General features: G+C 43.7%; 25 protein-coding genes. 17 read left to right on the forward strand and 8 right to left on the reverse strand.

Annotation, left to right across the window (positions count from 1 at the left end; all coding sequences use genetic code 11):
- Positions 1-101: 101 nt before the first annotated feature.
- Together FRX57_RS00105 and FRX57_RS00110 are read right to left on the reverse strand one after the other, a co-directional pair.
- Positions 102-371, reverse strand: a complete 270-nt coding sequence (locus tag FRX57_RS00105) for a GIY-YIG nuclease family protein (protein WP_146565449.1) — start codon at positions 369-371, stop codon at positions 102-104.
- Positions 349-1,110: a tRNA1(Val) (adenine(37)-N6)-methyltransferase gene (locus FRX57_RS00110; RefSeq protein WP_146565451.1), complete on the reverse strand. Its 762-nt coding sequence runs from the start codon at positions 1,108-1,110 to the stop codon at positions 349-351. The genes FRX57_RS00105 and FRX57_RS00110 overlap by 23 nt, the downstream gene beginning before the upstream one ends.
- Positions 1,111-1,277: 167 nt before the next feature.
- Between FRX57_RS00110 and FRX57_RS00115 the strand changes: the two genes are divergently transcribed.
- The 4 genes from FRX57_RS00115 (at position 1,278) to FRX57_RS00130 (ending at position 5,538) form a co-directional block, all read left to right on the forward strand.
- Entirely contained in the window at positions 1,278-2,018 is a 741-nt protein-coding gene (locus FRX57_RS00115; RefSeq protein WP_146565453.1) for a lysophospholipid acyltransferase family protein, read from the forward strand.
- A 126-nt stretch (positions 2,019-2,144) separates the two neighbouring features.
- On the forward strand, positions 2,145-2,795 hold the full coding sequence (locus FRX57_RS00120; RefSeq protein WP_146565455.1) for a helix-hairpin-helix domain-containing protein: 651 nt from the start codon (positions 2,145-2,147) through the stop codon (positions 2,793-2,795).
- Entirely contained in the window at positions 2,788-5,019 is a 2,232-nt protein-coding gene (locus FRX57_RS00125; protein WP_146565457.1) for a DNA internalization-related competence protein ComEC/Rec2, read from the forward strand. Before FRX57_RS00120 ends, FRX57_RS00125 begins: the two co-directional genes overlap by 8 nt.
- 75 nt (positions 5,020-5,094) lie before the next feature.
- Positions 5,095-5,538 (forward strand): VOC family protein, encoded by a 444-nt coding sequence (locus tag FRX57_RS00130; RefSeq protein ID WP_146565459.1) that lies wholly within the window; start codon positions 5,095-5,097, stop codon positions 5,536-5,538.
- Between the two features lie 77 nt (positions 5,539-5,615).
- On the opposite strand, the gene FRX57_RS00135 is transcribed toward FRX57_RS00130, so the two are convergent.
- Positions 5,616-6,569 carry an alpha/beta hydrolase gene (locus tag FRX57_RS00135; protein WP_146565460.1) on the reverse strand — a complete coding sequence of 318 codons (954 nt, stop codon included), beginning with the start codon at positions 6,567-6,569 and terminating at the stop codon, positions 5,616-5,618.
- Between the two features lie 57 nt (positions 6,570-6,626).
- Between FRX57_RS00135 and holA the strand changes: the two genes are divergently transcribed.
- From holA to FRX57_RS00155, 4 genes are all read left to right on the forward strand, one after another.
- Positions 6,627-7,667: a DNA polymerase III subunit delta gene (holA, locus tag FRX57_RS00140; RefSeq protein WP_146565462.1), complete on the forward strand. Its 1,041-nt coding sequence runs from the start codon at positions 6,627-6,629 to the stop codon at positions 7,665-7,667.
- Between the two features lie 68 nt (positions 7,668-7,735).
- Entirely contained in the window at positions 7,736-8,344 is a 609-nt protein-coding gene (gene sodA, locus FRX57_RS00145) for a superoxide dismutase SodA (protein WP_146565465.1), read from the forward strand.
- 99 nt (positions 8,345-8,443) lie between these two features.
- Positions 8,444-9,481, forward strand: coding sequence for a serine hydrolase (locus tag FRX57_RS00150; RefSeq protein ID WP_146565467.1), 1,038 nt, complete (start codon positions 8,444-8,446; stop codon positions 9,479-9,481).
- A 196-nt stretch (positions 9,482-9,677) separates the two neighbouring features.
- A complete protein-coding gene (locus FRX57_RS00155) occupies positions 9,678-10,022 on the forward strand; it encodes a potassium channel family protein (RefSeq protein WP_146565469.1) in 345 nt (114 codons plus the stop codon).
- A gap of 41 nt (positions 10,023-10,063) precedes the next feature.
- Here the strand turns inward: FRX57_RS00155 and queA are convergent, their stop codons facing one another.
- Positions 10,064-11,092, reverse strand: a complete 1,029-nt coding sequence (gene queA, locus FRX57_RS00160) for a tRNA preQ1(34) S-adenosylmethionine ribosyltransferase-isomerase QueA (RefSeq protein ID WP_146565471.1) — start codon at positions 11,090-11,092, stop codon at positions 10,064-10,066.
- Between the two features lie 109 nt (positions 11,093-11,201).
- Between queA and nagB the strand changes: the two genes are divergently transcribed.
- Positions 11,202-11,915: a glucosamine-6-phosphate deaminase gene (gene nagB / locus FRX57_RS00165; protein WP_146565473.1), complete on the forward strand. Its 714-nt coding sequence runs from the start codon at positions 11,202-11,204 to the stop codon at positions 11,913-11,915.
- Positions 11,916-11,959: 44 nt separating this feature from the next.
- On the opposite strand, the gene FRX57_RS00170 is transcribed toward nagB, so the two are convergent.
- The 3 genes from FRX57_RS00170 to FRX57_RS00180 all read right to left on the reverse strand — a co-directional run bounded on the left by FRX57_RS00170 (position 11,960) and on the right by FRX57_RS00180 (position 15,120).
- Positions 11,960-12,262, reverse strand: coding sequence for a DUF1827 family protein (locus FRX57_RS00170; protein ID WP_146565475.1), 303 nt, complete (start codon positions 12,260-12,262; stop codon positions 11,960-11,962).
- 78 nt (positions 12,263-12,340) lie between these two features.
- On the reverse strand, positions 12,341-12,787 hold the full coding sequence (locus tag FRX57_RS00175; RefSeq protein WP_146565477.1) for an NUDIX hydrolase: 447 nt from the start codon (positions 12,785-12,787) through the stop codon (positions 12,341-12,343).
- A gap of 74 nt (positions 12,788-12,861) precedes the next feature.
- Positions 12,862-15,120, reverse strand: coding sequence for an ATP-dependent Clp protease ATP-binding subunit (locus tag FRX57_RS00180; protein ID WP_146565479.1), 2,259 nt, complete (start codon positions 15,118-15,120; stop codon positions 12,862-12,864).
- Between the two features lie 243 nt (positions 15,121-15,363).
- On the opposite strand from FRX57_RS00180, the gene FRX57_RS00185 reads away from it, so the two are divergent.
- Positions 15,364-15,594, forward strand: coding sequence for a DUF1797 family protein (locus FRX57_RS00185; protein WP_146565481.1), 231 nt, complete (start codon positions 15,364-15,366; stop codon positions 15,592-15,594).
- Positions 15,595-15,642: 48 nt separating this feature from the next.
- Entirely contained in the window at positions 15,643-16,500 is an 858-nt protein-coding gene (locus tag FRX57_RS00190; RefSeq protein WP_146565482.1) for a bifunctional methylenetetrahydrofolate dehydrogenase/methenyltetrahydrofolate cyclohydrolase, read from the forward strand.
- A 20-nt stretch (positions 16,501-16,520) separates the two neighbouring features.
- On the opposite strand, the gene FRX57_RS00195 is transcribed toward FRX57_RS00190, so the two are convergent.
- A complete protein-coding gene (locus tag FRX57_RS00195) occupies positions 16,521-16,937 on the reverse strand; it encodes a MerR family transcriptional regulator (protein ID WP_146565484.1) in 417 nt (138 codons plus the stop codon).
- A gap of 72 nt (positions 16,938-17,009) precedes the next feature.
- Between FRX57_RS00195 and FRX57_RS00200 the strand changes: the two genes are divergently transcribed.
- The 6 genes from FRX57_RS00200 to recN all read left to right on the forward strand — a co-directional run bounded on the left by FRX57_RS00200 (position 17,010) and on the right by recN (position 22,952).
- Positions 17,010-18,005, forward strand: coding sequence for an alpha/beta hydrolase fold domain-containing protein (locus FRX57_RS00200; protein ID WP_146565486.1), 996 nt, complete (start codon positions 17,010-17,012; stop codon positions 18,003-18,005).
- 70 nt (positions 18,006-18,075) lie between these two features.
- Entirely contained in the window at positions 18,076-19,416 is a 1,341-nt protein-coding gene (gene xseA, locus FRX57_RS00205) for an exodeoxyribonuclease VII large subunit (RefSeq protein WP_146565488.1), read from the forward strand.
- Positions 19,394-19,606 carry an exodeoxyribonuclease VII small subunit gene (locus FRX57_RS00210; protein WP_146565490.1) on the forward strand — a complete coding sequence of 71 codons (213 nt, stop codon included), beginning with the start codon at positions 19,394-19,396 and terminating at the stop codon, positions 19,604-19,606. Before xseA ends, FRX57_RS00210 begins: the two co-directional genes overlap by 23 nt.
- A complete protein-coding gene (locus tag FRX57_RS00215) occupies positions 19,607-20,470 on the forward strand; it encodes a polyprenyl synthetase family protein (RefSeq protein ID WP_425472603.1) in 864 nt (287 codons plus the stop codon). It abuts the gene before it with no gap.
- Positions 20,463-21,293, forward strand: a complete 831-nt coding sequence (locus FRX57_RS00220) for a TlyA family RNA methyltransferase (RefSeq protein WP_146565492.1) — start codon at positions 20,463-20,465, stop codon at positions 21,291-21,293. The genes FRX57_RS00215 and FRX57_RS00220 overlap by 8 nt, the downstream gene beginning before the upstream one ends.
- Positions 21,294-22,952, forward strand: coding sequence for a DNA repair protein RecN (gene recN, locus FRX57_RS00225; protein WP_146565494.1), 1,659 nt, complete (start codon positions 21,294-21,296; stop codon positions 22,950-22,952).

Below are 22,952 nucleotides of genomic sequence, written 5' to 3' on the forward strand. Positions count from 1 at the left end.
AACATTCCAATATCCTTTTTATATGTCTTTATAATTATCCTGTGGCACAGTTGGTTTAAGAGGTGATTACAGTTTTTCGAAGGAGTGGTTCCATAATTGTTCTATGGCTTGTTTTGGGCGATATAATTTAACTTTTCCTGTCTCGTTTTCTTTTTAAACTGGCTTTCAGCTGACATGGCCAGGGACTTGCTAGCAAATTTTTCCACATAAAGGAGTTGGACCGGTAGTCTGGCTTTGGTATACTTGGCTCCTTTGCCAGCTTGATGGGTCTTAACACGTCTATCTACATCAGTGGTGTAGCCCGTGTAAAGAGAGTCATCCTGACAACGAAGCACATACATGTAGGCCTTAATTGCTTTTATTTTTTCCATAATAAATCTCAAAAATCTCATCGCTATAATCGCCATTGTCCTTGTGAACAATGAGTGGGGGTAGGATTTTGAACCCCTCCAAAGAACCGTCCTTGATGGCTTCAATCAGTAGCATATTAGCTTCCTTGCCTAATTTAGGGTAGATGAATTGAACCCGTTTGGGAGCGAGCTTGTATTTTTTTAGGGTGTCCATGATTTCCAAAAACCGATCTGGGCGATGGACCATAGCCAATCGACCATTGGATTTGAGTGCTTGCTGGCTGACGCGACAAATTTCATCAAGGTTGGTGGTGATTTCATGGCGGGCCAAGAGGTAATGCTCAGAAAGATTTTTCTTAGAGCTTTCCCTATCCTTAAAATAAGGGGGATTACAGACAATCAAATCCACCTGCGAAGCTGGCACATGGTCTAAGAGGTGCTTGAGGTCATCTTGGATAATGTCAACCTGCTCTTCCAGCTGGTTAAGGATAACGGAACGTTTAGCCATGTCAGCTAAGCGTTCTTGAAGTTCCACAGCTAAAATCTTGACAGGGGTCTGACTGCTGGCAAAGAGGGCGACAGCTCCATTACCACTGCAAAGATCGACAATCAAGCCCTTTCGTTGAGGGTATTGGGGAAAGCGAGAGAGGAGGACAGAGTCCAGAGAATAGCTAAAAACTTCCCGATTTTGAATAATCTTAACATCGGTTGAAAAAAGTTGGTCAACTCGTTCATTGTCTAGTAAAAGATTTTTTGTCATGTTTTTATTATAGCATAAGATTTCCCTAGAGAATAGACAGAGCTTGTTTTTACAAGAAATAGATTAGCCAAGATTAGGAAGGGCTAATTGTCCTTTTGACTGAAATATGATACAATGAAGGCACTGATCTTATTGACCGAATTTAGCAGAAAGAAAAGGAAATCAAGATGTTTTATGCCTATCTTCGAGGTCTGGTAGTGTTTTTACTGTGGATTATCAATGGCAATGTCCACTATCATAATCAGGACAAGATTCCTGACCAGGATGAAAATTATATCTTAGTTGCCCCCCATAGGACTTGGTGGGACCCTGTCTATATGGCTTTTGCCGCCCGACCTAAACAGTTTATTTTCATGGCTAAGAAAGAATTGTTTACCAATCGGATTTTTGGTTGGTGGATCCGTATGTGTGGAGCCTTTCCGATTGATCGTGACAATCCAGGCCAAGAAGCCATTCGCTACCCTGTCAATATGCTGAAAAAAAGCCAACGCTCGCTGATTATGTTCCCTAGTGGTAGTCGTCATTCCAGTGATGTTAAGGGGGGGGTAGCTGTGATTGCCAAGATGGCTAAGGTTCGGATTATGCCTTCGGCCTATCTGGGACCTTTGTCGATCAAAGGGCTTTTATCTCGTGAGCGGATTGACATGAACTTTGGTGCCCCTATTGATATTTCAGATATTAAGCGGATGGATAATGCAGGGGTGGAAGAGGTTGCCAGACGGATTCAAGAGGCCTTTGACCAACTAGATGAGGAAAATCAAAGCTACCATAATGCTAAAAAACCAAGTGTTTTTTGGTATCTTGTTCGCATTCCAGCAGCCTTAGTGGCTATTGTCTTGGTTATTTTGACCTTGATGTTTAGTTGGCTAGCTAGTTTCGTTTGGGATCCTGATAAACACCGCAAGTAAACTGCCTGTAATCACTTGCCTAATCATCAGGCAGTCTTAATAGCATATCAGAGGATTTTATGAAAATCCTCTTTTTGTGTGGTCAATTACGAATAAAAAGATAAGCAGGGATGTTTAGAGGAGGTCATGATGGAAGAAGTCTTAGCACAAATTAGAGAACGGAAGCTAGTTGTCGGAGGTTTACTGGGCCTTGTGGCCCTGGTCTTTATCTATCTTAGCTTTTTACAAACCGACAAACCTAGTGAATCAGAACTTTTAAACTCGGCAAGTTCCTCTTTGGTAAGCCAGTCGACAGCTCAGGAAGATTATCCCTCTTCAAGCAAGGAGGAGGCTGACTTGGTCGTTGATGTTAAGGGGGCTGTGCAAAAGGAAGGGGTTTACCAGTTACCAGCAGGGAGCAGAGTTGATGATGCCATCAGATTGGCAGGTGGTTTAACAGAAACAGCTGATAAAAAGTCCATCAATTTAGCTCAAAAATTGAGTGACGGCAGTGTGGTTTATGTGGCTAGCCAAGGAGAAAATATCAGTGTGATTTCTACCTCTTCAGCTACCAATCCATCAGACACGAGTGGGGTAGGAACTGGTAAGGTTAATATTAATCGGGCCAGTGTTAGTGAACTGCAAACCATTTCAGGGATTGGTGCCAAACGGGCTCAAGACATCATTGATTATCGGGAAAGCAGTGGCTTCTTTAAGTCTGTCGAAGACTTGCAGAAGGTTTCAGGGATTGGTCAAAAGACCTTTGACAAGATTAAGGAGATGATTACCGTTGACTAGGTTTTTTCCCCTACCACCGATTTATTTGGCGGTTTTATCAGCCCTGCTCTATTTTTCTTTGGTTTATCGGCAGTTGCCCATTCTAATCTTCTTGGCTGTCACTTTGGCAGCCTTATTTTGCCAGTATTCCAAGAAAATTATCGGTCAAGTGCTTGTCTATTTGACAGCTTTGACCATCTTTTTGACGGGTCACTTTCAGCAAATGGAGCAGGCTTACCAAACAGCCCCTGAGACTATCAGAACTATTCAGTTAATTCCTGATACCATTAGCATTAATGGGGATCGTTTGAGTTTTCAAGGAAGATCTGCGGGGCGTCGCTACCAGGTCTTTTATCGGCTAGCTTCTGAGCAAGAACGTGATTATTTTGCTAATCTAGACCAGGTTGTCAGCTTGCAGGGAGAGATTAGGCTAATTGAGGCAGCAGAGCAAGGCAATTTTTCTGGTTTTAATTATAGGGAATATTTGAAAAATCAAGGGATTTATCGCTTGGCCCAGCTAGAGCGATTGCAGGCTATTGAGCCAGTTCAATCGTTAAGTTTTCTTGATTACTTAGCTCAGTGGCGACGACAGGCTATTTTACAGGCAAAAACACGATTTCCTGCTCCTATGAGCCACTACATGACAGGCTTGTTGTTCGGTTACTTGGATAAGGACTTCGCAGATATGAGTGACCGGTATGCTGACTTGGGCATTATTCATCTTTTTGCCTTGTCAGGGATGCAGGTTGGCTTTTTTCTCACTCATTTCCGGAAAATTTTCCTGCGTTTGGGTTTGCGTCAGGATGTGGTAGATGGCATGCAAGTTCCTTTTTCTCTTTTTTATGCAGGACTGACCGGTTTTTCCATTTCCGTCATTCGTAGCTTAATCCAAGCGTTCTTGGGGCGATATGGTATTAAAGGAGTCAATAATTTTGCGGTGACCTTTTTGATTTGTTTGTTTATCCTGCCTAATTTTTTATTGACAGTCGGAGGGGTGCTTAGTTTTGCCTATGCTTTTGTCATCAGCATGATGGACTTTAGTCACCTGTCAGGTTACCGACAAAAATTAGCAGAGGGCTTAACCCTAACCCTAGGGATTTTGCCCTTATTGTTGGCTTATTTTTCAGTTTTTCAGCCCTGGTCTGTGGTTTTGACAACCTTATTTTCACTTTGTTTTGACTACTTGTTTCTTCCCTTACTATCAGTTGCCTTTCTCTTGTCCCCAATCTTAGCTCTGACTTTCTTTAATCCTTTGTTCATTTTTGTGGAAAATCTAGTCAAGGGAACGGGCGGTCTTTTGAGTAAGCCCTTGATTTTAGGCCAAGCAACTGGTTTAATGCTCGTATTACTTTTGCTTTGTTTGACGGTCTTATATGATTACTACCAGAATAAGAAGGTTTTGGTCAGTCTGGTTGCTTGTTTAGCTCTGCTATTTACCCTTGTAAAGCATCCCTTGACCAATGAAGTGACCATGTTAGATGTGGGGCAAGGAGATAGCCTGCTTTTGCGGGATATGCGTGGCAAAACCATCCTGTTGGATATTGGTGGTCGTTTGGAAATTGGTCAGAAAGAGGCTTGGCGTCAGGGAGTGACAGCGAGCAATGCCCAGCGGAGCCTAATTCCTTATCTGAAGAGTAGGGGCATTGGACGGATCAATCAGCTTGTCATTAGTCATGCTCATGCTGATCACATGGGGGATTTGGAAGTATTGGTCAAGGAAATAAGGGTTGATGAGATTTTGGTTAGCCAGGGGGCCTTGACCAAGACCAGTTTTGTCAACCGCCTACAAGCTCTGAACATTAAGGTTAGGACAGTTAGGGCAGGGGATTCTCTGTCTATTATGGGGAGTCGTCTTCAGGTTCTCTCACCTCTTGGGGTGGGTGATGGCGGCAATGATGATTCCCTTGTCCTTTATGGTCGCTTGCTAGGTCTAAATTTTCTCTTTACAGGGGATTTAGAGGCAAAAGGAGAGGAAGATTTGTTGGCAAGCTATTCTAACCTACCAGTTGATGTGCTTAAGGTAGGACATCATGGGAGTAGAGGGTCGTCGTCAGCTGCCTTTTTAGAAAGAATTCAGCCCAAGTTAGCTCTCATTTCTGTGGGCCAGAACAACCGTTACCAACACCCTCATCAAGAGGCTCTGGCACGTTTGCAAAAACAAGGCATTAGGATTTATCGGACAGATCAAGATGGGGCCATTCGTTTTTCTGGTCAACGAACCTGGCAGTTGGAAACAGTTAGGTAAGGCCAATCCCTTTTCTTTTAAGCTTAGGTATGGTAAACTAATAACCTAATTTATTGTAATTATAAGGAGTTTATCATGTTAAAAGCAATGGAAGTTTATCTGGTTACCAATGGTGACGGCTTAGAGGCGATTGAATTTTATAAGGAAGCCTTGGGAGCAAGTGTGGAACAAGTCACTCTTTATAAGGACTTTATGCCAGATTGTCCTGCTGAACTTGAAAATTTTGTCATGAATGCCCAATTCCGTCTGAATGGTCAACGCTTTATGTTATCAGACAACAATCCTGAAATGCCTTATACTGTCGGTGACAATATTACAGTTGCTCTAGTGACAGATGATGCAGAAACAGCGACTGACCTCTACCAAAAACTATCGGTGGATGCCAAGGCCATTCATCTGGAACTTCAAGCAACCCCTTGGTCGCCTGCCTATGGTAATATAACGGATAAATTTGGTATTACTTGGCAAATCAATGCTGAAGTGGCTGACCATGGTCAAGAATTCTACGCAGACAAATAAGAAAATCCCTAGCCAATTTGGCTAAGGATTTTTTCTTGGTGACAGCAGCCAAAGCCAAGAAAATGAGTTCTTGCTTGTCATTGTCTGCTATTTTGTATCAGAAATTCTGTTAGAGCAGGAAGAGCGATTTGATTAAAAGCTTGGTCAATCCAGTGTTGTCCTTCTGGAACAGTTACCAATGTGGCCTGAGGGAAGAGGTTACTCGCTTCTTGAGCATAGCTATAGGGAACAACCTGATCATCGGTTCCTTGAATGATCAGGACAGGCTGGTTGACAGCTTGCATTTTTTGTTTGATATCAATGGTTAAGGCATCGGTCAGATAAATACTGCCTAGTTGGGCATTACGGTGGCTGATGATAGCTGGTAGTTGGTCTGGACTAGCTACCCCAAGCTGATTATAGGTTTCCTTGACATCATCAAAGAGGACGAAGGCGGGGAATATGAGGAGGAGTTTGCTAATCTTTTGGGGATTGTCAGCGGCATAGAGGGTGGAAACCACCCCGCCTTGGCTGACACCGAGGAGACTGATATTCCTGGTGTCAATAAAGGACTCTTGGCTGAGTTTATTGACCACAGCCGCTAGGTCCGCCTCTTGGGTCAAGACAGACATGTTTAGCATGTCTGTACCCCCACTTCTGGAACGCGTGCTACCGCCGTAGAAATCAAAGCTATAAACCACATAACCTAGTTTGGCAAGATATTGGGCATAGTCATCATACATGTCCAAGGTGTTGTTAAAACCATGGGCAATAATGACCAGTGGTCGTTTTTCTTGTTTGAAGGTTTTGGGGGCTGTCAACTTGCCGTAAAGAGTGATTTGTTCCCGGTCAACGGTATAGGTCTCGTTCTCAAGCTCTTGACTGGGTTTGGGAGCGACAGAAGGGGTGCTTGTTGCTAGCGAGTTTTTTGTACTGGTCAGATTAGCTTGCTCAGTGCTTGGTTGGGTCTTGACTTGGACATGGGCTTGTAAAAAGAGCCAAACCAATCCCAGGAAAAGCAGGGCAATCAGTAAATAGAGGTATTTTTTCATGATTTTCTCCTAGGGATACTTACTGCTATTATACCAAATTTTTGATATAATAAATACATGATTGTGATAGAAACAGTAAAGCAATTAAGTCGAGCGACCTTACCGCAGATTTTAGTGCTAGCAGGCGATGATAGTGGGCAATACCGTGACAGCAAGTCAGCTTTGTTTGAGGCGGTTGGTTTTGATCCCAGTGATTTGACCTATTCCTATTTTGACCTGGAAGAAAGCAGTTTTGAAGAGGCAGCCCTAGATTTGGAAAGCTTGCCCTTTTTTGCGGATGAAAAAGTGGTTATATTGGATAATTTGAGTGATATTACCACTGATAAGAAAAAGGTTTTAGATGATGCACAACTTAAACAATTTGAGGATTATCTCCTCCAACCAGTAGCTAGCACTCGCTTGATTATTTGTGCCCCAGGGAAGTTGGATGGGAAACGTCGTCTCGTCAAATTGCTCAAGCGAGATGCCTTGGTATTGGAAGCCAATAGCTTAAAGGAACAGGAATTACGACAGTATCTGGAAAGACTGGCTCAAAAGCGACAATTGACTTTTGCAGCAGGGGCCTTGGAGGATTTATTAATAAAATCGAATTTTGATTTTAGTGAGAGCCTCAAAAATTTGGCCTTCTTAGAGACTTATAAGGGAAGAGAAGTCATTGAACAGGCAGATATTATCGAAGCGATTCCAAAGAGCTTGCAGGATAATATCTTTGATTTGACGCAATATGTCTTAACCGGCAAGCTAGCAGAGGCACGAGAGCTCAGTCGTGATTTGAGTTTACAAGGTGAGGACGTGATTAAGCTGCTGGCTATTATGTTGGGGCAACTTCGTTTTTGGTTACAGGTCAAACTTTTGGCCCAGGCCAATAAGTCAGAAGCTCAGCTGGTGGCTGACTTGTCAGATTACCTTGGACGACGCGTCAATCCTTATCAAGTCAAATTTGCCTTGCGGGATTCTAAAGCCTTGTCACTGGCCTTTCTCAAAAAAGCCCTAGTCATTTTAATTGATACGGATTATCAAATCAAGACTGGCCGTTATGACAAAGATTATCTTTTTGATTTGGCCCTCTTAAAATTAACCTATGAGAAAAACGGTTAAAATAGTTGTCAAAAGTGAGATTTTTCGGTAGTATGAAAGGGTAACTATAAAGAAAAGAGGACAGATTTATGGCCATTATTTTACCAGATTTACCTTATGCTTACGACGCCTTGGAACCCTATATTGATGCAGAAACCATGACTCTTCATCATGACAAGCACCATGCGACTTATGTGGCTAACGTCAATGCTGCTCTGGAAAAACACCCTGAAATTGGTGAAGATTTGGTGGCACTTCTGTCTGATGTGGACAGTATTCCGGCAGATATCCGCCAAGCAGTGATTAACAATGGTGGTGGTCATCTTAACCATGCCTTGTTCTGGGAACTCTTGTCGCCAGAGAAAACAAGCCCTTCAGCAAGCTTATTGGCAGAGCTTGAGGCGACCTTTGGTTCATTTGACGCCTTCAAAGAAGCCTTTACTGCGGCTGCCACTACCCGTTTTGGTTCAGGATGGGCCTGGTTGGTTGTCAATGCAGAAGGCAAGCTAGAAGTCATGTCAACTGGTAATCAGGATAGCCCAATCATGGATGGAAAACAACCTATTTTGGGGCTAGATGTCTGGGAACATGCCTACTATCTCAATTACCGTAATGTTCGTCCAAACTACATCAAGGCCTTCTTTGATGTGATTAACTGGAACAAGGTTGATGAGCTTTACCAGGCTACTCAAGCTTAAGAACACGTCAAGAAAAAAGCTGAACGTCTCAGCTTTTTTCTGTGTAAATGATTGGAAAAAAGAAAGAAAATATGGTATAATGGCTATATTATGAAAAGTATGAAAAAATTAGTTTTGGGATTGGTAACTGGTCTGCTCGTATCCCTTTTTATTGTTGTCTTGGGTCGAAGCTATGGTGGCTCTGTTAATCTTAAGCAATGGTTTACCAAAGAGGAAACAAAGGTTAGTCAGGACGAAACAAAACCTAAGATTATTCCGACTAATAAGAGTGCTAAAGCTAAAAAACAGGCAATGGCAGAAGATTTAGCGGTAATGGAATCTTATGGCCTGTATTATGATTATGCTAATTTGAGTTTAGAAGAGACGGTTAAGGCTTACTTGGATGAATTTGGCATCGATCCTAAAGCTGTTGCCTTTTCCTACAAAAATATGGTGACAGGTGAAACTTTTGCCATGAATGATACCCAGTTGATGACAGCGGGTAGTACTTATAAATTACCACTTAATATGCTGATTGTTGATGCTGTGAATGACGGAAAACTGTCTATGGACAAGGCCTATGACATCACCAAGACAGATTATGAGTATGAGGGAGAATACTTGGCTTATCGGGGTCAGTTCGGTGACGACATGACGATTTCAGAGATGCAAGAATATTCTTTGGTTTATTCTGAAAATACTCCAGCCCATGTGATGGCTGGGTTGTTGGGAGGCTTTAAGAAAGCTTATAGCCAGTTTGATCGTTACGGTCAATCTAAAGCTTCCGTCAAAACAATCCGTCTAGAAGGTAATAAAACAACAACGGACTATTACATCCAAGTGTTAGACTATCTTTGGAAGAACAAGGAAAAGTATGCGGCTATTTTAGACTTTCTAGATCAATCCTTCCCAGGGGAATACTACGAAACCTATCTACCAGGTTTACAAATTTATCAAAAACCCGGTTATGTCAGGGAAGCATTGAATGTTGATGCCATTGTTGAAGAGCAAACCCCTTATATGGTTGCGATTTATACTGCTGGCCTTGGTGGGTCCAATGAGGAGACTGAGGAAATCAATCCTGAAGGTTATAATCAATTAGCCCAGCTAGCCTATGTCATTAACCAGTGGCATCGGGTCAATATGAACACAAACTAATACGAAAAATTTATCTCTCGGTTTTGACTGAGAGATTTTTACTATCTAAAAATGATTAAAAATGAGCAAAATAGTTTACAAAATAGGGAGAGGGGTAGTATGATGAGATGTCCTAGATAAATTCAACTGACTCTGTTAGTCATAGTGGCAGAGAGAGATTTGAATGCTAGAGCTAATAAACGATTAAGGAGTTATCATGTTAACATTTTGGCTACAAGTTCGCCGCGTCGGCAAGACTTTGGTCTCTATCTTGAAGGACGAAGAGTCACGGTCTTTGCTTTTTCTGACCCTATTTATCTTGTTGATTGGTAGTATGTTTTATAGTCAGGTAGAGGGTTTTACCTTTTTAGATGCTTTTTATTTTTCTTTTACCACACTGACAACCATTGGTTTTGGTGACCTTTACCCTGTTACAGCCCTTGGCAAGATTTTTACCATTTTATATACGGTTATCGGACTTGGTTTGATGGGGATGTTCTTAACGGTCTTTATCAACCATTACCTCAATTTAACCAAAAAATCTCGTCAATCAAAATCATAAGAAAAAGCTTTCCTAGCCAGTTGAACTAGGGAAGCTTTTTCTTATTTGACAAACATGGCATCGCCAAAGCTGAAGAAACGGTAGTCTTGCTCAACCGCATGTTGATAGGCTTCTAGGGTGAAGTCACGACCAGCAAAGGCTGCGACCAACATGACCAAGGTTGATTTTGGCAAGTGGAAATTGGTGGAGAAGGCATCAACGACCTTAAATTGGTAGCCTGGTTTGATAAAAATATTGGTCCAGCCAGAATCAGCTTGCAACTGACCATCATATTTTGCTCCAATCGTTTCCAAGGTCCGAATAGAGGTTGTCCCGACAGCAACAATACGACCGCCCTTTGCTTTAACCTGATTGAGTGTTTTGGCAGCTTGGGCTGATAAGTGATAAAATTCTGAGTGCATGTCATGGTCCTCAATATTGTCAACGGAAACAGGGCGGAAAGTGCCCAAGCCCACATGCAGGGTTAGGTAGACTAGCTTGACTCCTTTGGCTTCAATAGCAGCCAGTAATTCTGGGGTGAAATGCAGACCGGCGGTTGGGGCAGCAGCAGAGCCATTTTCCTTGGCATAGACGGTCTGGTAGCGTTCGCGGTCGGCTAATTTTTCGTGGATATAGGGTGGCAGTGGCATCTCTCCAAGACTTTCTAGGACTTCGAGGAAAATTCCTTGATAGTCAAATTCAACAATTCGGCCACCGTGTTCCAGTTCTTCAATGACTGTCGCCATGAGACGTCCGTCCCCGAAAGAGACCTTGCTGCCAACCTTGAGCCGTTTGGCTGGCTTGGCTAAGACTTCCCATTGATTGTCCTGAGTATTTTTCAAGAGTAAAAATTCTACGTGGCCATGGGTGTCAGGCTTCTCGCCATAGAGGCGAGCAGGCAAGACACGGGTGTTATTCATGACCAAGGCATCGCCGGGATTTAAGTGGTCAATAATGTCATGGAAATGCCCGTCAGTCATGCTTCCTTGCTCTCTGTCAAGGACGAGCAGTTTGGAAGCGTCTCTTTTTTCTAAAGGGGTTTGGGCAATCAGCCTTTCTGGTAGATAAAAATCAAAATCGTTTACGTTCATAGAGTCTCCTTTTTCTGCCTTTTTATTATACCAAAAATGATAAAAACTTGACATCGGCAGCCTATCCTGTTAGAATAAAGAAAAATGGTATATACCAAAGGAGAGACAGATGAAATTAGTTGTCGTGGATAATCAGCAGGCAGGTAGTAAGATAGCTTTTGATGTAATCGCTGAAAAAATAAAAGCTGGTGCTCAAGTTTTAGGGTTAGCAACAGGTAGTAGTCCTATTGCTCTTTACCAGCAAATGGTGGCCTCATCTCTGGATTTTTCAAGGATAAGGACCATTAATCTTGATGAATATGTTGGTTTGTCTGCTCAGGACCAGCAGTCTTACCATTACTTCATGGAGCAACAGCTATTTGGTCACCGGCAGTTTAAGGAGCATTTTTTACCTAATGGTTTGGCAGAGGATTTGGTGGCTGAAACTGAGCGTTATAATCAAGTCTTGCAAGCTTATCCGATTGATGTTCAAATTTTAGGCTTGGGGCAAAATGGTCATATTGGGTTTAATGAACCAGGAACCCCCTTTGATAGTCAGACCCATGTGGTTGATTTGGCAGCTAGCACGATTCAGGCCAATGCACGCTTTTTTGAAAATTCTGAGCAAGTACCTCGCCAAGCTATTTCTATGGGCATTGCCTCAATCATGTCAGCTAAAAGTATTATTCTGATGGCCTACGGTCTGGAAAAGGCAGCAGCTGTCAAGGCAATGGTGGAAGGCCCCGTCAATCCAGACCTACCAGCCAGTATTTTACAAGAACATGACGACGTTTTGGTTATTTTAGATCAGGAAGCAGCTAGTCAATTGAGTCAACAGAGATGAGATAAATTAATAGAAAAAACCAGCCTGAAGGGCTGGTTATAATTTTAGGCTTTGAGTGGAATTGACATCTCAATCAAATTTGGAGTATGTAAGGTTTTTAACTGATCAAAAAGGGCAAGATCCTTGTCGATTTTACGCTTCATGAAAAAGTCACGAATGATTTCAATTTCATCATCCTTAATAGCACGATGTTTGTTAGAAATTAAAATCTCATAATGCTTGGGAGCCTTGGTAAAGACAACGTCTGTATTACCAGCTGAATAAACCTCAACTAGCTCGGCATCCGTATTTCTTAGTTGATTTTTAACCAGGCTAGCATGGCTACTAGTTGTATTGATAAGTCGCATAGGTTGCTCCTTTCTGAAAGTTATGATGGCACTATTATACCATAAAATTGTGAAGTCATTAACAGTTTTCGCCTAATTTTAATGAGATTTTTTCCAGGCTTGAACTCCCCATTGATGACTGCCACGCTTCAGTTTGGTAATGGCTTCATCGACAGGGAACCAGGCCAACTGGTTGAAATCCTCTAGGGGACTTTGATCTTGTTTAAAATCAGTGACTTGATAAATGTAGGCTGGGTTATAAAAATGCTGGTCACGGTGGCTAGAGTAGAAATATTCATCGGCTTGACCGTAATATTGGCCAATAGTGGCTGTAAATCCTAGCTCTTCCAATAATTCACGTTTCAAAGCAGTTAAATGATCTTCGCCAGCTTCAATTTCTCCGCCGGGCAAGAACCAAGAACCATTGGGGGCTTGAACAAGAATAATCTTTTCATGCTTGGCATCGGGAATAATAGCGTAGACGCCTAAGCGAGTGGTATAGGTGATTTGGTCTTCTTTTTGGCCAAATGTGGGATTCTTTGTCATAGTTTTCTCCTTTGGTTCTATTATAACCCGAAAAATGAGGAAAATCCAGCATTGAATTTGCTGGATTTTCAAGCCTAATCAGTCTGGCTACTTGCTGCTAGATCGGTTTCAGGCTCTGTTTTTTTGGCTGATTTAATTAGGATATTGCCAGTTGAGGTCATGACTGCCTTGAGGTCTTTCTCGGTTGGATGTTCTAGATAGAAATCAGTGATGGCATCTTCAATGTGGTCTTGAATGGTACGACGTAGGGGACGGGCTCCCATTTTAGGATCGTAGCCTAGGTCAACCAGTTTTTCCTTGACTTTATCGGTAACATCAAGGTGGATGCCATTGTTGGCCAAGCGGTCATTGACGCTAGCTAGCATCAAATCAACAATGGTCAAGAGATTTTCCTTGCTTAGAGCTTGGAATTCAATGATGCCATCAAAGCGGTTCATAAATTCTGGACTGAAGAAATCACCCAGTTGATTGAGGACAGAATTAGTCCGTCCTTCACGACTAGCCCCAAAGCCAACGGAAGCCTCGACCTTGCCTGTACCGGCATTTGAGGTCATGATGATAATGGTGTCCTTGAAGCTAACCGTCCGTCCTTGGCCATCTGTCAGGCGACCATCGTCTAGTACCTGCAAGAACATGTGCATGACATCTGGATGGGCCTTTTCCACCTCATCTAGGAGAATGAGTGAGTAGGGATTGCGACGAACTTTTTCAGTCAGTTGGCCGGCCTCATCATAACCGACATAGCCTGGAGGGGCACCAACTAATTTTGCCACAGCGTGTTTTTCCATGTATTCACTCATGTCAAAGCGAATCATGCTATCAGCTGAGCCAAAGAGTTCAATGGCTAGTTGTTTGGATAGCTCGGTTTTACCGACACCAGTTGGTCCGACGAAGAGGAAGGAACCAATTGGGCGATTTGGTGAGCCGAGACCGACACGATTACGGCGGATAGCCTTGGCAATTTTATCCACGGCTTGGTCTTGGCCGATGACGTGTTGTTTCAAGTCGTCAGCTAGGTTGAGCAATTGTGATTGCTCTTTTTCTTTCAAGTCGCCAACAGGAATATTGGTTTTTTGTTCAACAATGGCCTCGATATGTTTTTCGGTAATGATGGGCATGTCTTGGTCATCAATTTTTTGCTCTTGCATTTCCTTGTATTTGGCAATTTGGTCGCGGAAGTAAGCAGCTTTTTCATAATCCTCGTCACGAGTGGCCTGGGCCTTGAGATTTTCAGCCTCAATTAAGCGCTTGTCAATCTCTTTAGGGTCAACAAAGTTGAGGGTTAAATTCATCTTAGACCCAGCCTCGTCCAAAAGGTCGATGGCCTTATCTGGCAAGAAGCGGTCTTGGATATAGCGGTTAGAGAGGGTTGCCGCAGCCTCAATGGCCTCATCAGTGTATTTGACATGATGGTAATCCTGATATTTGGATTGGATACCACGGAGAATGGTAATGGTTTCTTCCACACTCGGTTCATCAACCTTGACGGGTTGCATGCGGCGTTCTAGGGCGGCATCTTTTTCAATGATACGGTATTCATTGAGCGTGGTTGCTCCTACCAGTTGCAACTCGCCACGAGCAAGGGCTGGTTTGAGGATATTACCGGCATCCATATTGCCGTCACCAGCCGAGCCAGCACCGACAATTTCGTGGATTTCGTCAATGAAAAGAATGACATCTTGACGTTGACGGATTTCGTCCATGAGTTTTTGCATGCGTTCTTCAAACTGACCTCGAATACCAGTTCCTTGAACCAGGCTAACGACATCTAGGCGGATGACTTGTTTGCTCTGTAATTTTTGCGGAACATTGCCATCAACGATTTTTTGAGCCAAGCCTTCAACGACAGCAGTTTTGCCGACCCCAGGTTCGCCAATGAGAACAGGATTGTTCTTAGTGCGACGGTTGAGAATTTCAATGACACGGACAATCTCTTGGTCACGTCCGATAACGGGGTCAATATTGCCCTGCCGAGCGATGTCAGTGACATTGATACCAAACTCGTCTAAAAGTCCTTTGGCTTGTTGGGGAGCTGCTGGTCTGCGGTTGGAGCGGTTGCCACCGTTACCAGAATTGCCGCCGCCAGACTGAGTTTTAGGGGCATTTGGCAAATCTTGATTGAAGGCACGGAAATTATTTAAATCGCCGAAGAAATCATCAAAGAGGGGATTGAGGGATGAACTATTAGTTAAAGATTGGCGCGAACGATTATCGGGTTCCGCTTTCATGATTTGATAGCAGTTCTGGCAGAGATCAATTTGCTGTTGCTGGCCATTAAGGTTAGTATAAAGATGGATTGTTGCTTCATTAAGTTGACAGTTTTTACATAACATGGTCGATACCTCTTTCCTTAGAAGTTTCAGTATAAAAGTTGCTTTCACCTTTTGGTCAATATTGGTCAAACTTTTATAGTTTCATTATACACCAATCTATAAAATAAGCAAGCAAAAAGATGGTTTTGGCTGAAAAATTACTAGTAAGGTAGAGAAGATTGGCAAAAAGTACCTGTTTCTTTGCGTCTTTACTGACTTTTGTGATAAAATAGAGGGGTAGTATTTAGAAAATAGGAGAATAAAATGGAATCACATTTAGTAAGAATTATCAATCGCCTGGAGTTGATGGCGACTGACGGTGGTAATTTGAAGCGTAATTTTGAGCGTGAAGGTGTCGTTGTGGCAGAGGTGTCGTTTAACAATGACCCAGAAGCAGGAGCAGTCTTTACTCTACGTGATGTTGAAGCACGGGAAACCTATACCTTTGATAGCATTGACTTGATTGCGATGGAAATTTACGACTTGCTTTATTAGGCCTAAGAACACCGTTAGGTGTTTTTTCTTAGACAGAAAGGAGAAGACATGGCAAGACTGATAGATGGTAAAGCCTTGGCTCAAAAGATGCAGCTGGCCTTGGCAGACAAAGTCAAAGATTTGAAGGAAAAGACAGGCATTGTCCCCAAGTTAGTGGTGATTTTGGTGGGTGAGGATCCAGCCAGTCAGCTTTATGTGGGTAACAAGGAGCGGGCAGCCTTGGCGGCTGGTTTTGCTAGTGAGATTGTTGGCCTGCCTGAAAGCATTAGTCAGGCTGAGCTATTGCAAGTGATTGGGACCTATAATGAGGACAAGGACTGTCACGGGATTTTAGTGCAGTTGCCCCTGCCAGACCATATTGATGGCCAGGCCGTCTTGCTAGCTATTTCGCCTGACAAGGATGTAGATGGCTTTCATCCCATGAACATGGGACAGTTATGGTCAGGTCATCCCGGGCTTCTGCCCTGTACGCCGGCGGGGATTATGGCCATGTTAGAAGCTTATGAGGTGGATTTGGCTGGCAAAACGGCGGTGGTGATTGGCCGCAGCAATATTGTTGGCAAACCCATGGCTCAACTGCTTTTGGATAAGAACGCTACGGTGACCATTGCCCATTCCCGGACCAAGAATCTTGCCCAGGTGGCCAAGCAGGCTGATATTTTGGTGGTGGCCATTGGTCAAGGCCATTTTGTCACTAAGGACTTTGTTAAGGAGGGGGCGGTTGTCATTGATGTTGGCATGAATCGCCACCATGATGGTCGATTTGTCGGTGATGTCAATTTTGATGAGGTGGCAGAAGTGGCCAGTCTTATCACACCAGTTCCAGGTGGTGTCGGCCCCATGACCATTACCATGCTTTTGGAGCAGACCTATCAGGCTGCTAAAAAAGCCGCTGAAACAGTATAACCCTAAGCAGACTGTTCTGCCTAGGGTTTCTTTTTGGGGTCTTGAAGATTAGTTTGTATCTTGTTTAGCTCTTCTAAAATGGTAAACTCTTCAGCCTCGACACCCAAGTCTAAGACATAGGTTAGATTGGTTTCCAATTTTTTGAGGGCATCTAATTTTGCTTGGATTTGGTGACGCTTTTTCTCAATGACTTGCTCTACCCAGTCAGCTTCAATGTTTTTCTGGCGAATAGTTGCCATAATGTCTTGAATTTCTTTGAGGGAAAAATCAAAACAAATCAAAAGTTTGATAAAATCAAGTAAGACCAGGGTCGTTTCTGGGTAATCCCGATAGCCATTGGTCTGACGAGGTGGGGCTGGAATTAACCCTAATTGTTCATAGTAGCGAATGGTTGAAATGGGTATTTGACTGAGTTGGGATATTTTTTTACTGTTCATGAACTTTCTTCCTTGACTATCAAGTATCCTTTATAGTTTATAATAATCTTATCAAAAAATAAAGGAGTTCTTATGAAAAAACTAAGAAAATTTGTCATCTATCTGTTAGCTAGTATCTTGTTACTAGCAGCAGGTTTGGCCGCCTACACCAATCTTGTTGAGGGGCGGTCTGCTCGAAGTTGGTTGGTGGAAAGGTATTTGTTTTTACAAGGGAAGTCAAGCTTGACAGAACAAAGTCAGGAGAGTTTTGCAAAAGTCTTGCAGGCAGGTCAAGCTAAGAGTGACCAAGCCTATCCCAATCCTGAAAAATGGGTAGGTATGCCAGTCACTGAAACAAGTGTTGATGGCATGCAGACCTTTGTCTGGAATGATAAGAAAGACAAGAATCAAAAGGCCATTCTCTATATCCATGGTGGGGGTTATCTCAATCAGCCAACCTCTTATCATTTTGAGACAGTGGCCGCCCTTGCCAAGCAGCTAGATGCTAAGGTGGTCTTTCCCATCTATCCTAAGGTTCCGCGTTATAGCTATAAAGATGCCTTTCCAAAAATGCTGACGCTTTATAAGGAAATCTTAGAAAATACCTCAGCTGACAAACTGACGGTCATGGGAGACTCTGCCGGTGGTGGTTTCAGTCTTGGTTTGGCCTTAGCCCTCAAAGATGAGAACTTGCCTCAACCCAAGGATATTATTCTCTTATCCCCTTGGGTGGATGTTAAGACCGATAATCCAGACATCGCAGACTATGAGGCCAAAGACCCGATGTTATCAGCCTGGGGCTTGAACCAGCAAGGGGCTATTTGGGCAGGTGGTGCGTCTGAGATGGACAATCCTTATGTCAGTCCCATTAAGGGCGATTTGACAGGTCTTGGTAAGATTTCTATCTTTGTTGGTACTCATGAGATTTTCTTACCAGATAATGAAAAATTGAGCCAAAAATTAACCAGCCTGGGCATTGACCATAACTATACCGTGGCAGATAAAATGAACCATGTCTATGCGATTTATCCCATTCCAGAAGCTAAAAAAGCTCAGGCAGAGATTGTGACAATTATTGAGCAGGACTGATGATTTGAGAAGTGCCTTTTGGCACTTTTTTTGTTATACTGATAAGGATAGTGAAAGAAGTGGAGGGGCTATGTCAGACTATTTATCCGTATCGTCTTTAACCAAGTATCTAAAGATGAAATTTGACCGTGATCCGTATCTGGAACGGGTTTATTTGACTGGACAGGTGTCTAATTTTCGGCAGCGTCCCAGCCATCAATACTTTTCTTTGAAAGATGACAAGGCGGTCATTCAGGCGACCATGTGGGCGGGTGTTTATCGTCAGCTGGGTTTTACCTTAGAAGAGGGCATGCAGGTCAATGTGGTGGGGCGGATTCAGCTTTATGAACCAGGCGGGTCTTATTCCATTATCATTGAAAAAGCAGAGCCTGATGGTGTTGGTGCCCTGGCCCTGCAATTTGAACAGTTGAAGAAAAAATTAAGTGCAGCAGGTTATTTTGACAATCGTCATAAACAGCCCTTGCCTCGCTTTGTTCAAAAGATTGGCATTATCACCAGTCCCAGTGGAGCAGTGATTAGGGATATTATCACCACCATTTCTCGGCGTTTTGCCGGTGTTGAGCTATTACTCTTTCCGACCAAGGTCCAAGGCAAGGGGGCGGCCGAGGAGATTGTCGCTAATATTGCCCTTGCCAATCAAATGAAAGACCTAGACCTCTTGATTGTTGGTCGGGGCGGTGGCTCTATTGAGGATTTGTGGGCTTTTAATGAAGAAATCGTGGTGGAAGCTATTTTTGCCTCACGCTTGCCAGTGATTTCTAGTGTGGGTCATGAAACAGACGTGACCTTGGCTGATTTTGTGGCAGACCAGCGGGCAGCAACGCCGACAGCAGCAGCGGAGCTAGCCACTCCTGTGACTAAGGCAGATGTTTTGGCTGGCTTGCTAGATTGGGAGAAACGTCTCTACCAAGCCAGTCAGCGACAGCTTCAAGCCTTGAGCAAGCGATTGGAACGCTGGCAGCAGTCAGTTGTTTTTCGACAGCCGGAGCGACTATATGATGGTTATTTGCAACGGGTGGCTTATTTGAGTACTCGCTTGACGGATAGAATGGACAAGCGAGTTAGGACCCAGCAGCAAAGGGTTCAAACCCATCAGCAAGGTTTGCTGAGCTTGGGCTTACCGGTCAAAATCCAGTCTTATCAAGACAAGATAGGCCAGCTAGAACGCTTGTTGCTCAGCCACATGGCCAATCAGTATGACCGACAGGTCAGTCGTTTTCATAAGGCTCAAGATGCTCTTTTAGCCCTTGATACGCAGAAGATTGTTGAGCGAGGCTATGCCCTTGTCCAAAAAAATCAAGCTATCCTAGATTCGGTAGCGGGAATTAAACCAGGCGATAACTTGGAGCTAAGCATGCGAGATGGATATTTAGAAGTAGAGGTAAAAGATGTCAAAGCAAAAAACATTTGAAGAAAATTTGCAGGAGTTGGAAGCTATTGTCAGCAAGTTAGAAAATGGCGATGTGCCCTTGGAGGAGGCCTTGGCTGAATTTCAAAAAGGAATGGGGCTGTCGCAGCAGTTGCAAACAACCTTGCAGGAGGCTGAAAAGACGCTTGTTAAGGTCATGCAGCCAGATGGTAGTCAGGTGGAGATGGACTAGATGATGATGGAAAAAATAGACCAGACCATGCTGGCCTTTTATGAACAAGCTGACTTGTCTCCTGATTTAGTTAAGGCCATCACTTATTCGATTAAGGCTGGTGGCAAGCGGATTCGTCCCTTGCTGTGTTTGCAAGTCTTGGCTGGTTTTGGCCTAGACTTGACGGCTAGCCACTATCAGGTGGCAGTGAGTGTGGAATTGATTCACACGGGAAGTTTGATTCATGATGATTTGCCGGCCATGGACGATGATGATTTTCGGCGGGGGTTGCCGACCAACCATAAGCAATTTGGTGAGGCCCTGGCCATTTTGGCAGGAGATGGTCTGTTTCTTGACCCCTTTGCCCTGCTAGCCGAAGCTGATTTACCAGAGGCTATCCGTTTGCGTTTGATTAGTGAATTGTCACGGGCGGCGGGGAGTTTTGGCATGGTAGCTGGTCAGGCTCTAGATATGGCTGGTGAGGGACAAAGCTTGGCCTTGGCTGATTTGCAGGCCATTCATGCCAATAAAACGGGGAAATTATTGACCTTCCCCTTTGTGGCTGCTGGCTTAATGGCAGGGCAGAGTCAGCCAGTGCTTGAGCAGTTACGTCAGGCTGGTCAATTGGTGGGTTTAGCCTTTCAGGTGCGTGATGATATTTTAGATGTTACCGCAGATTTTGCAGATTTGGGTAAAACCCCTCAAAAAGACTTGCTGGCGGAAAAATCTACCTATCCAAGTTTATTAGGCTTGGATAAGTCCTATGAGATTCTAGATAGTAGTCTAGACCAAGCGCAGGCCATTTTTGCGGATTTGGCCTTGACACAAGGTTTTGAGCAGACAGCTATTCAGGAGACAATAGAAAGGTTACGATTACATGCCTAAGGAAAGAGTGGACGTATTGGCCTATCAGCAGGGCTTATTTGAAACGCGTGAGCAAGCCAAACGTGGTGTTATGGCAGGTCTGGTGGTTTCCCTACTCAATGGCCATCGCTATGATAAGCCAGGTGAGAAGATTGATGCTGCTACGGAATTAAAATTAAAGGGAGAGAAACTCAAGTATGTTAGCCGTGGGGGGCTCAAGCTAGAGAAAGCCTTGCAGGTTTTTGACTTGTCTGTGGCAGATTTGCTGACCTTAGATATTGGGGCTTCAACAGGTGGCTTTACGGATGTCATGTTACAACATGGTGCCAAGCAGGTCTATGCGGTAGATGTTGGCACCAATCAATTGGTTTGGAAACTTCGGCAAGATGAACGGGTTATTAGCATGGAGCAGTATAATTTCCGTTATGCTGACCTAGCTGATTTTGAAGTGGGTCAGCCGGTCTTTGCTTCGATTGATGTCAGTTTCATTTCTCTCAGTCTGATTTTACCCGCTCTGCATCGGATTTTAGCACCAGGTGGTCAGGTTGTTGCCTTGGTCAAGCCGCAATTTGAAGCGGGTCGGGAGCAGATTGGGAAACATGGGATTGTTAAAAATCCTGCTATCCATGAAAAAGTTCTCCATCAGGTGACGGAAATGGCTGTGACTGAGGGCTTTAGTGTCAAACAGGTGGATTTTTCGCCTATCCAAGGAGGGCAGGGCAACATTGAATTTTTACTTCATTTGGAAAAGGCAGAGCAGGCGGTTAATTTGGTTGCCAATCAGCTGGTAGAAGTGGTTGAGGCAGCCCAAGCTCAATTCAAGCAGGGCGCAGAGGAGCAGTAGATGTTATTAAGCATTTCCATTAAAAATTTTGCGATTATTGAAGAAATCTCCCTCAATTTTGACAATGGGATGACGGTTTTAACCGGAGAAACAGGGGCTGGGAAGTCCATCATCATTGATGCCATGAATATGATGCTGGGGGCGCGTGCTAGTACAGAGGTTATCCGTCATGGAACGGCTAAGGCGGAAATTCAAGGATTTTTCTCACTGGCTCCCAATCCAGTTTTGGAACAAATTCTAGTAGATAATGGCATTGATGTCAGTGATGAATTGATTATCCGTCGAGAGATTTTTGCTAATGGTCGGAGTATCAGTCGGATTAATGGTCAAATGGTCAATCTAACCACCTTGAAAAGCATTGGCCAATTTTTGGTAGATATTCACGGTCAACATGATCAGGAGGAACTCATGCGTCCTCAACGCCATATTTCCCTCTTGGATAGTTTTGGTGATGATGAATTTGTGGCGATTAAGCGCCATTATCAGACCACTTTTGATCAGTACCGTCGCTTGCGTCAGCGTGTCTTGGCTAAGCAGAAAAATGAAGCCGAGCATCAGGCGAGAATTGAGATGTTGGAGTTTCAACTGGCTGAGATTGAGGCAGCTGATTTACAAAAGGGTGAGGATGAGAGCCTGCAGCAGGAGCGAGAAAAATTACTGAATCACAAGCAGATTGCTGATACCCTGACCAGTTCCTATCACTTGTTAGATGATGAGGAATTTTCCAGTCTCTCCAATATCCGTTCGGCTATGAATGACTTGATGACCTTGGAAGACTATGATGCTGCTTATAAGGAAATGTCCGCCCACCTCAGCGAAGCCTATTATGTGTTGGAAGATGTCAGTAGGCGGTTGGCCGATACCTTGGATGGTTTGGATTTTGACGGTGAGCGACTAATGGTTATTGAGGCCCGCTTGGATGTGATCAATAGCATTACCCGTAAATATGGGGGAACGGTTGCGGATGTTTTGGCCTATTTTGACAGTATTTCCAAGGAATATAACCACTTGACTGGTAATGATTTGGCGGGGGATGACCTAGAAGGGCAGTTAAAGGTGCTGGAAAAAGAGCTACGGACAGCAGCCATAGCCTTGAGCCAGAAACGCCATGCCATAGCTGAAAGCCTAGCCCAAGAAATCAAGCAGGAATTGGCTGACCTTTATATGGAAAAGGCAGATTTTCAAGTTCAATTTAGCAAGGGCAAGTTTAACCGTGATGGGCATGAATTAGTGGAATTTTATATTTCAACCAATCCAGGGGAAGGCTTTAAGCCTCTTGTCAAGGTAGCTTCTGGTGGGGAATTATCACGGTTGATGTTGGCCATTAAATCGGCTTTTTCTCGCAAAGAAGACAAAACCAGCATTGTTTTTGATGAGGTGGACACAGGTGTCTCTGGACGGGTGGCCCAGGCGATTGCTCAAAAAATCTACAAGATTGGTCAGCATGGTCAGGTCTTGGCCATTTCACATTTACCACAAGTGATTGCTATTGCAGATGACCAATTTTTCATTGAAAAACGCAGCAGTGAGTCATCAACGGTTTCTGTGGTGCGACTGTTGACAGAGGAAGAGCGAGTGGAAGAAATTGCCAAGATGTTGGCTGGCCACGATGTTACTGAGGCAGCTCGCATTCAAGCTCGAGAATTATTAAAAAAATAG

This window comes from Streptococcus cuniculipharyngis, assembly GCF_007859195.1.
In the GTDB taxonomy this organism is placed as follows: domain Bacteria; phylum Bacillota; class Bacilli; order Lactobacillales; family Streptococcaceae; genus Streptococcus; species Streptococcus cuniculipharyngis.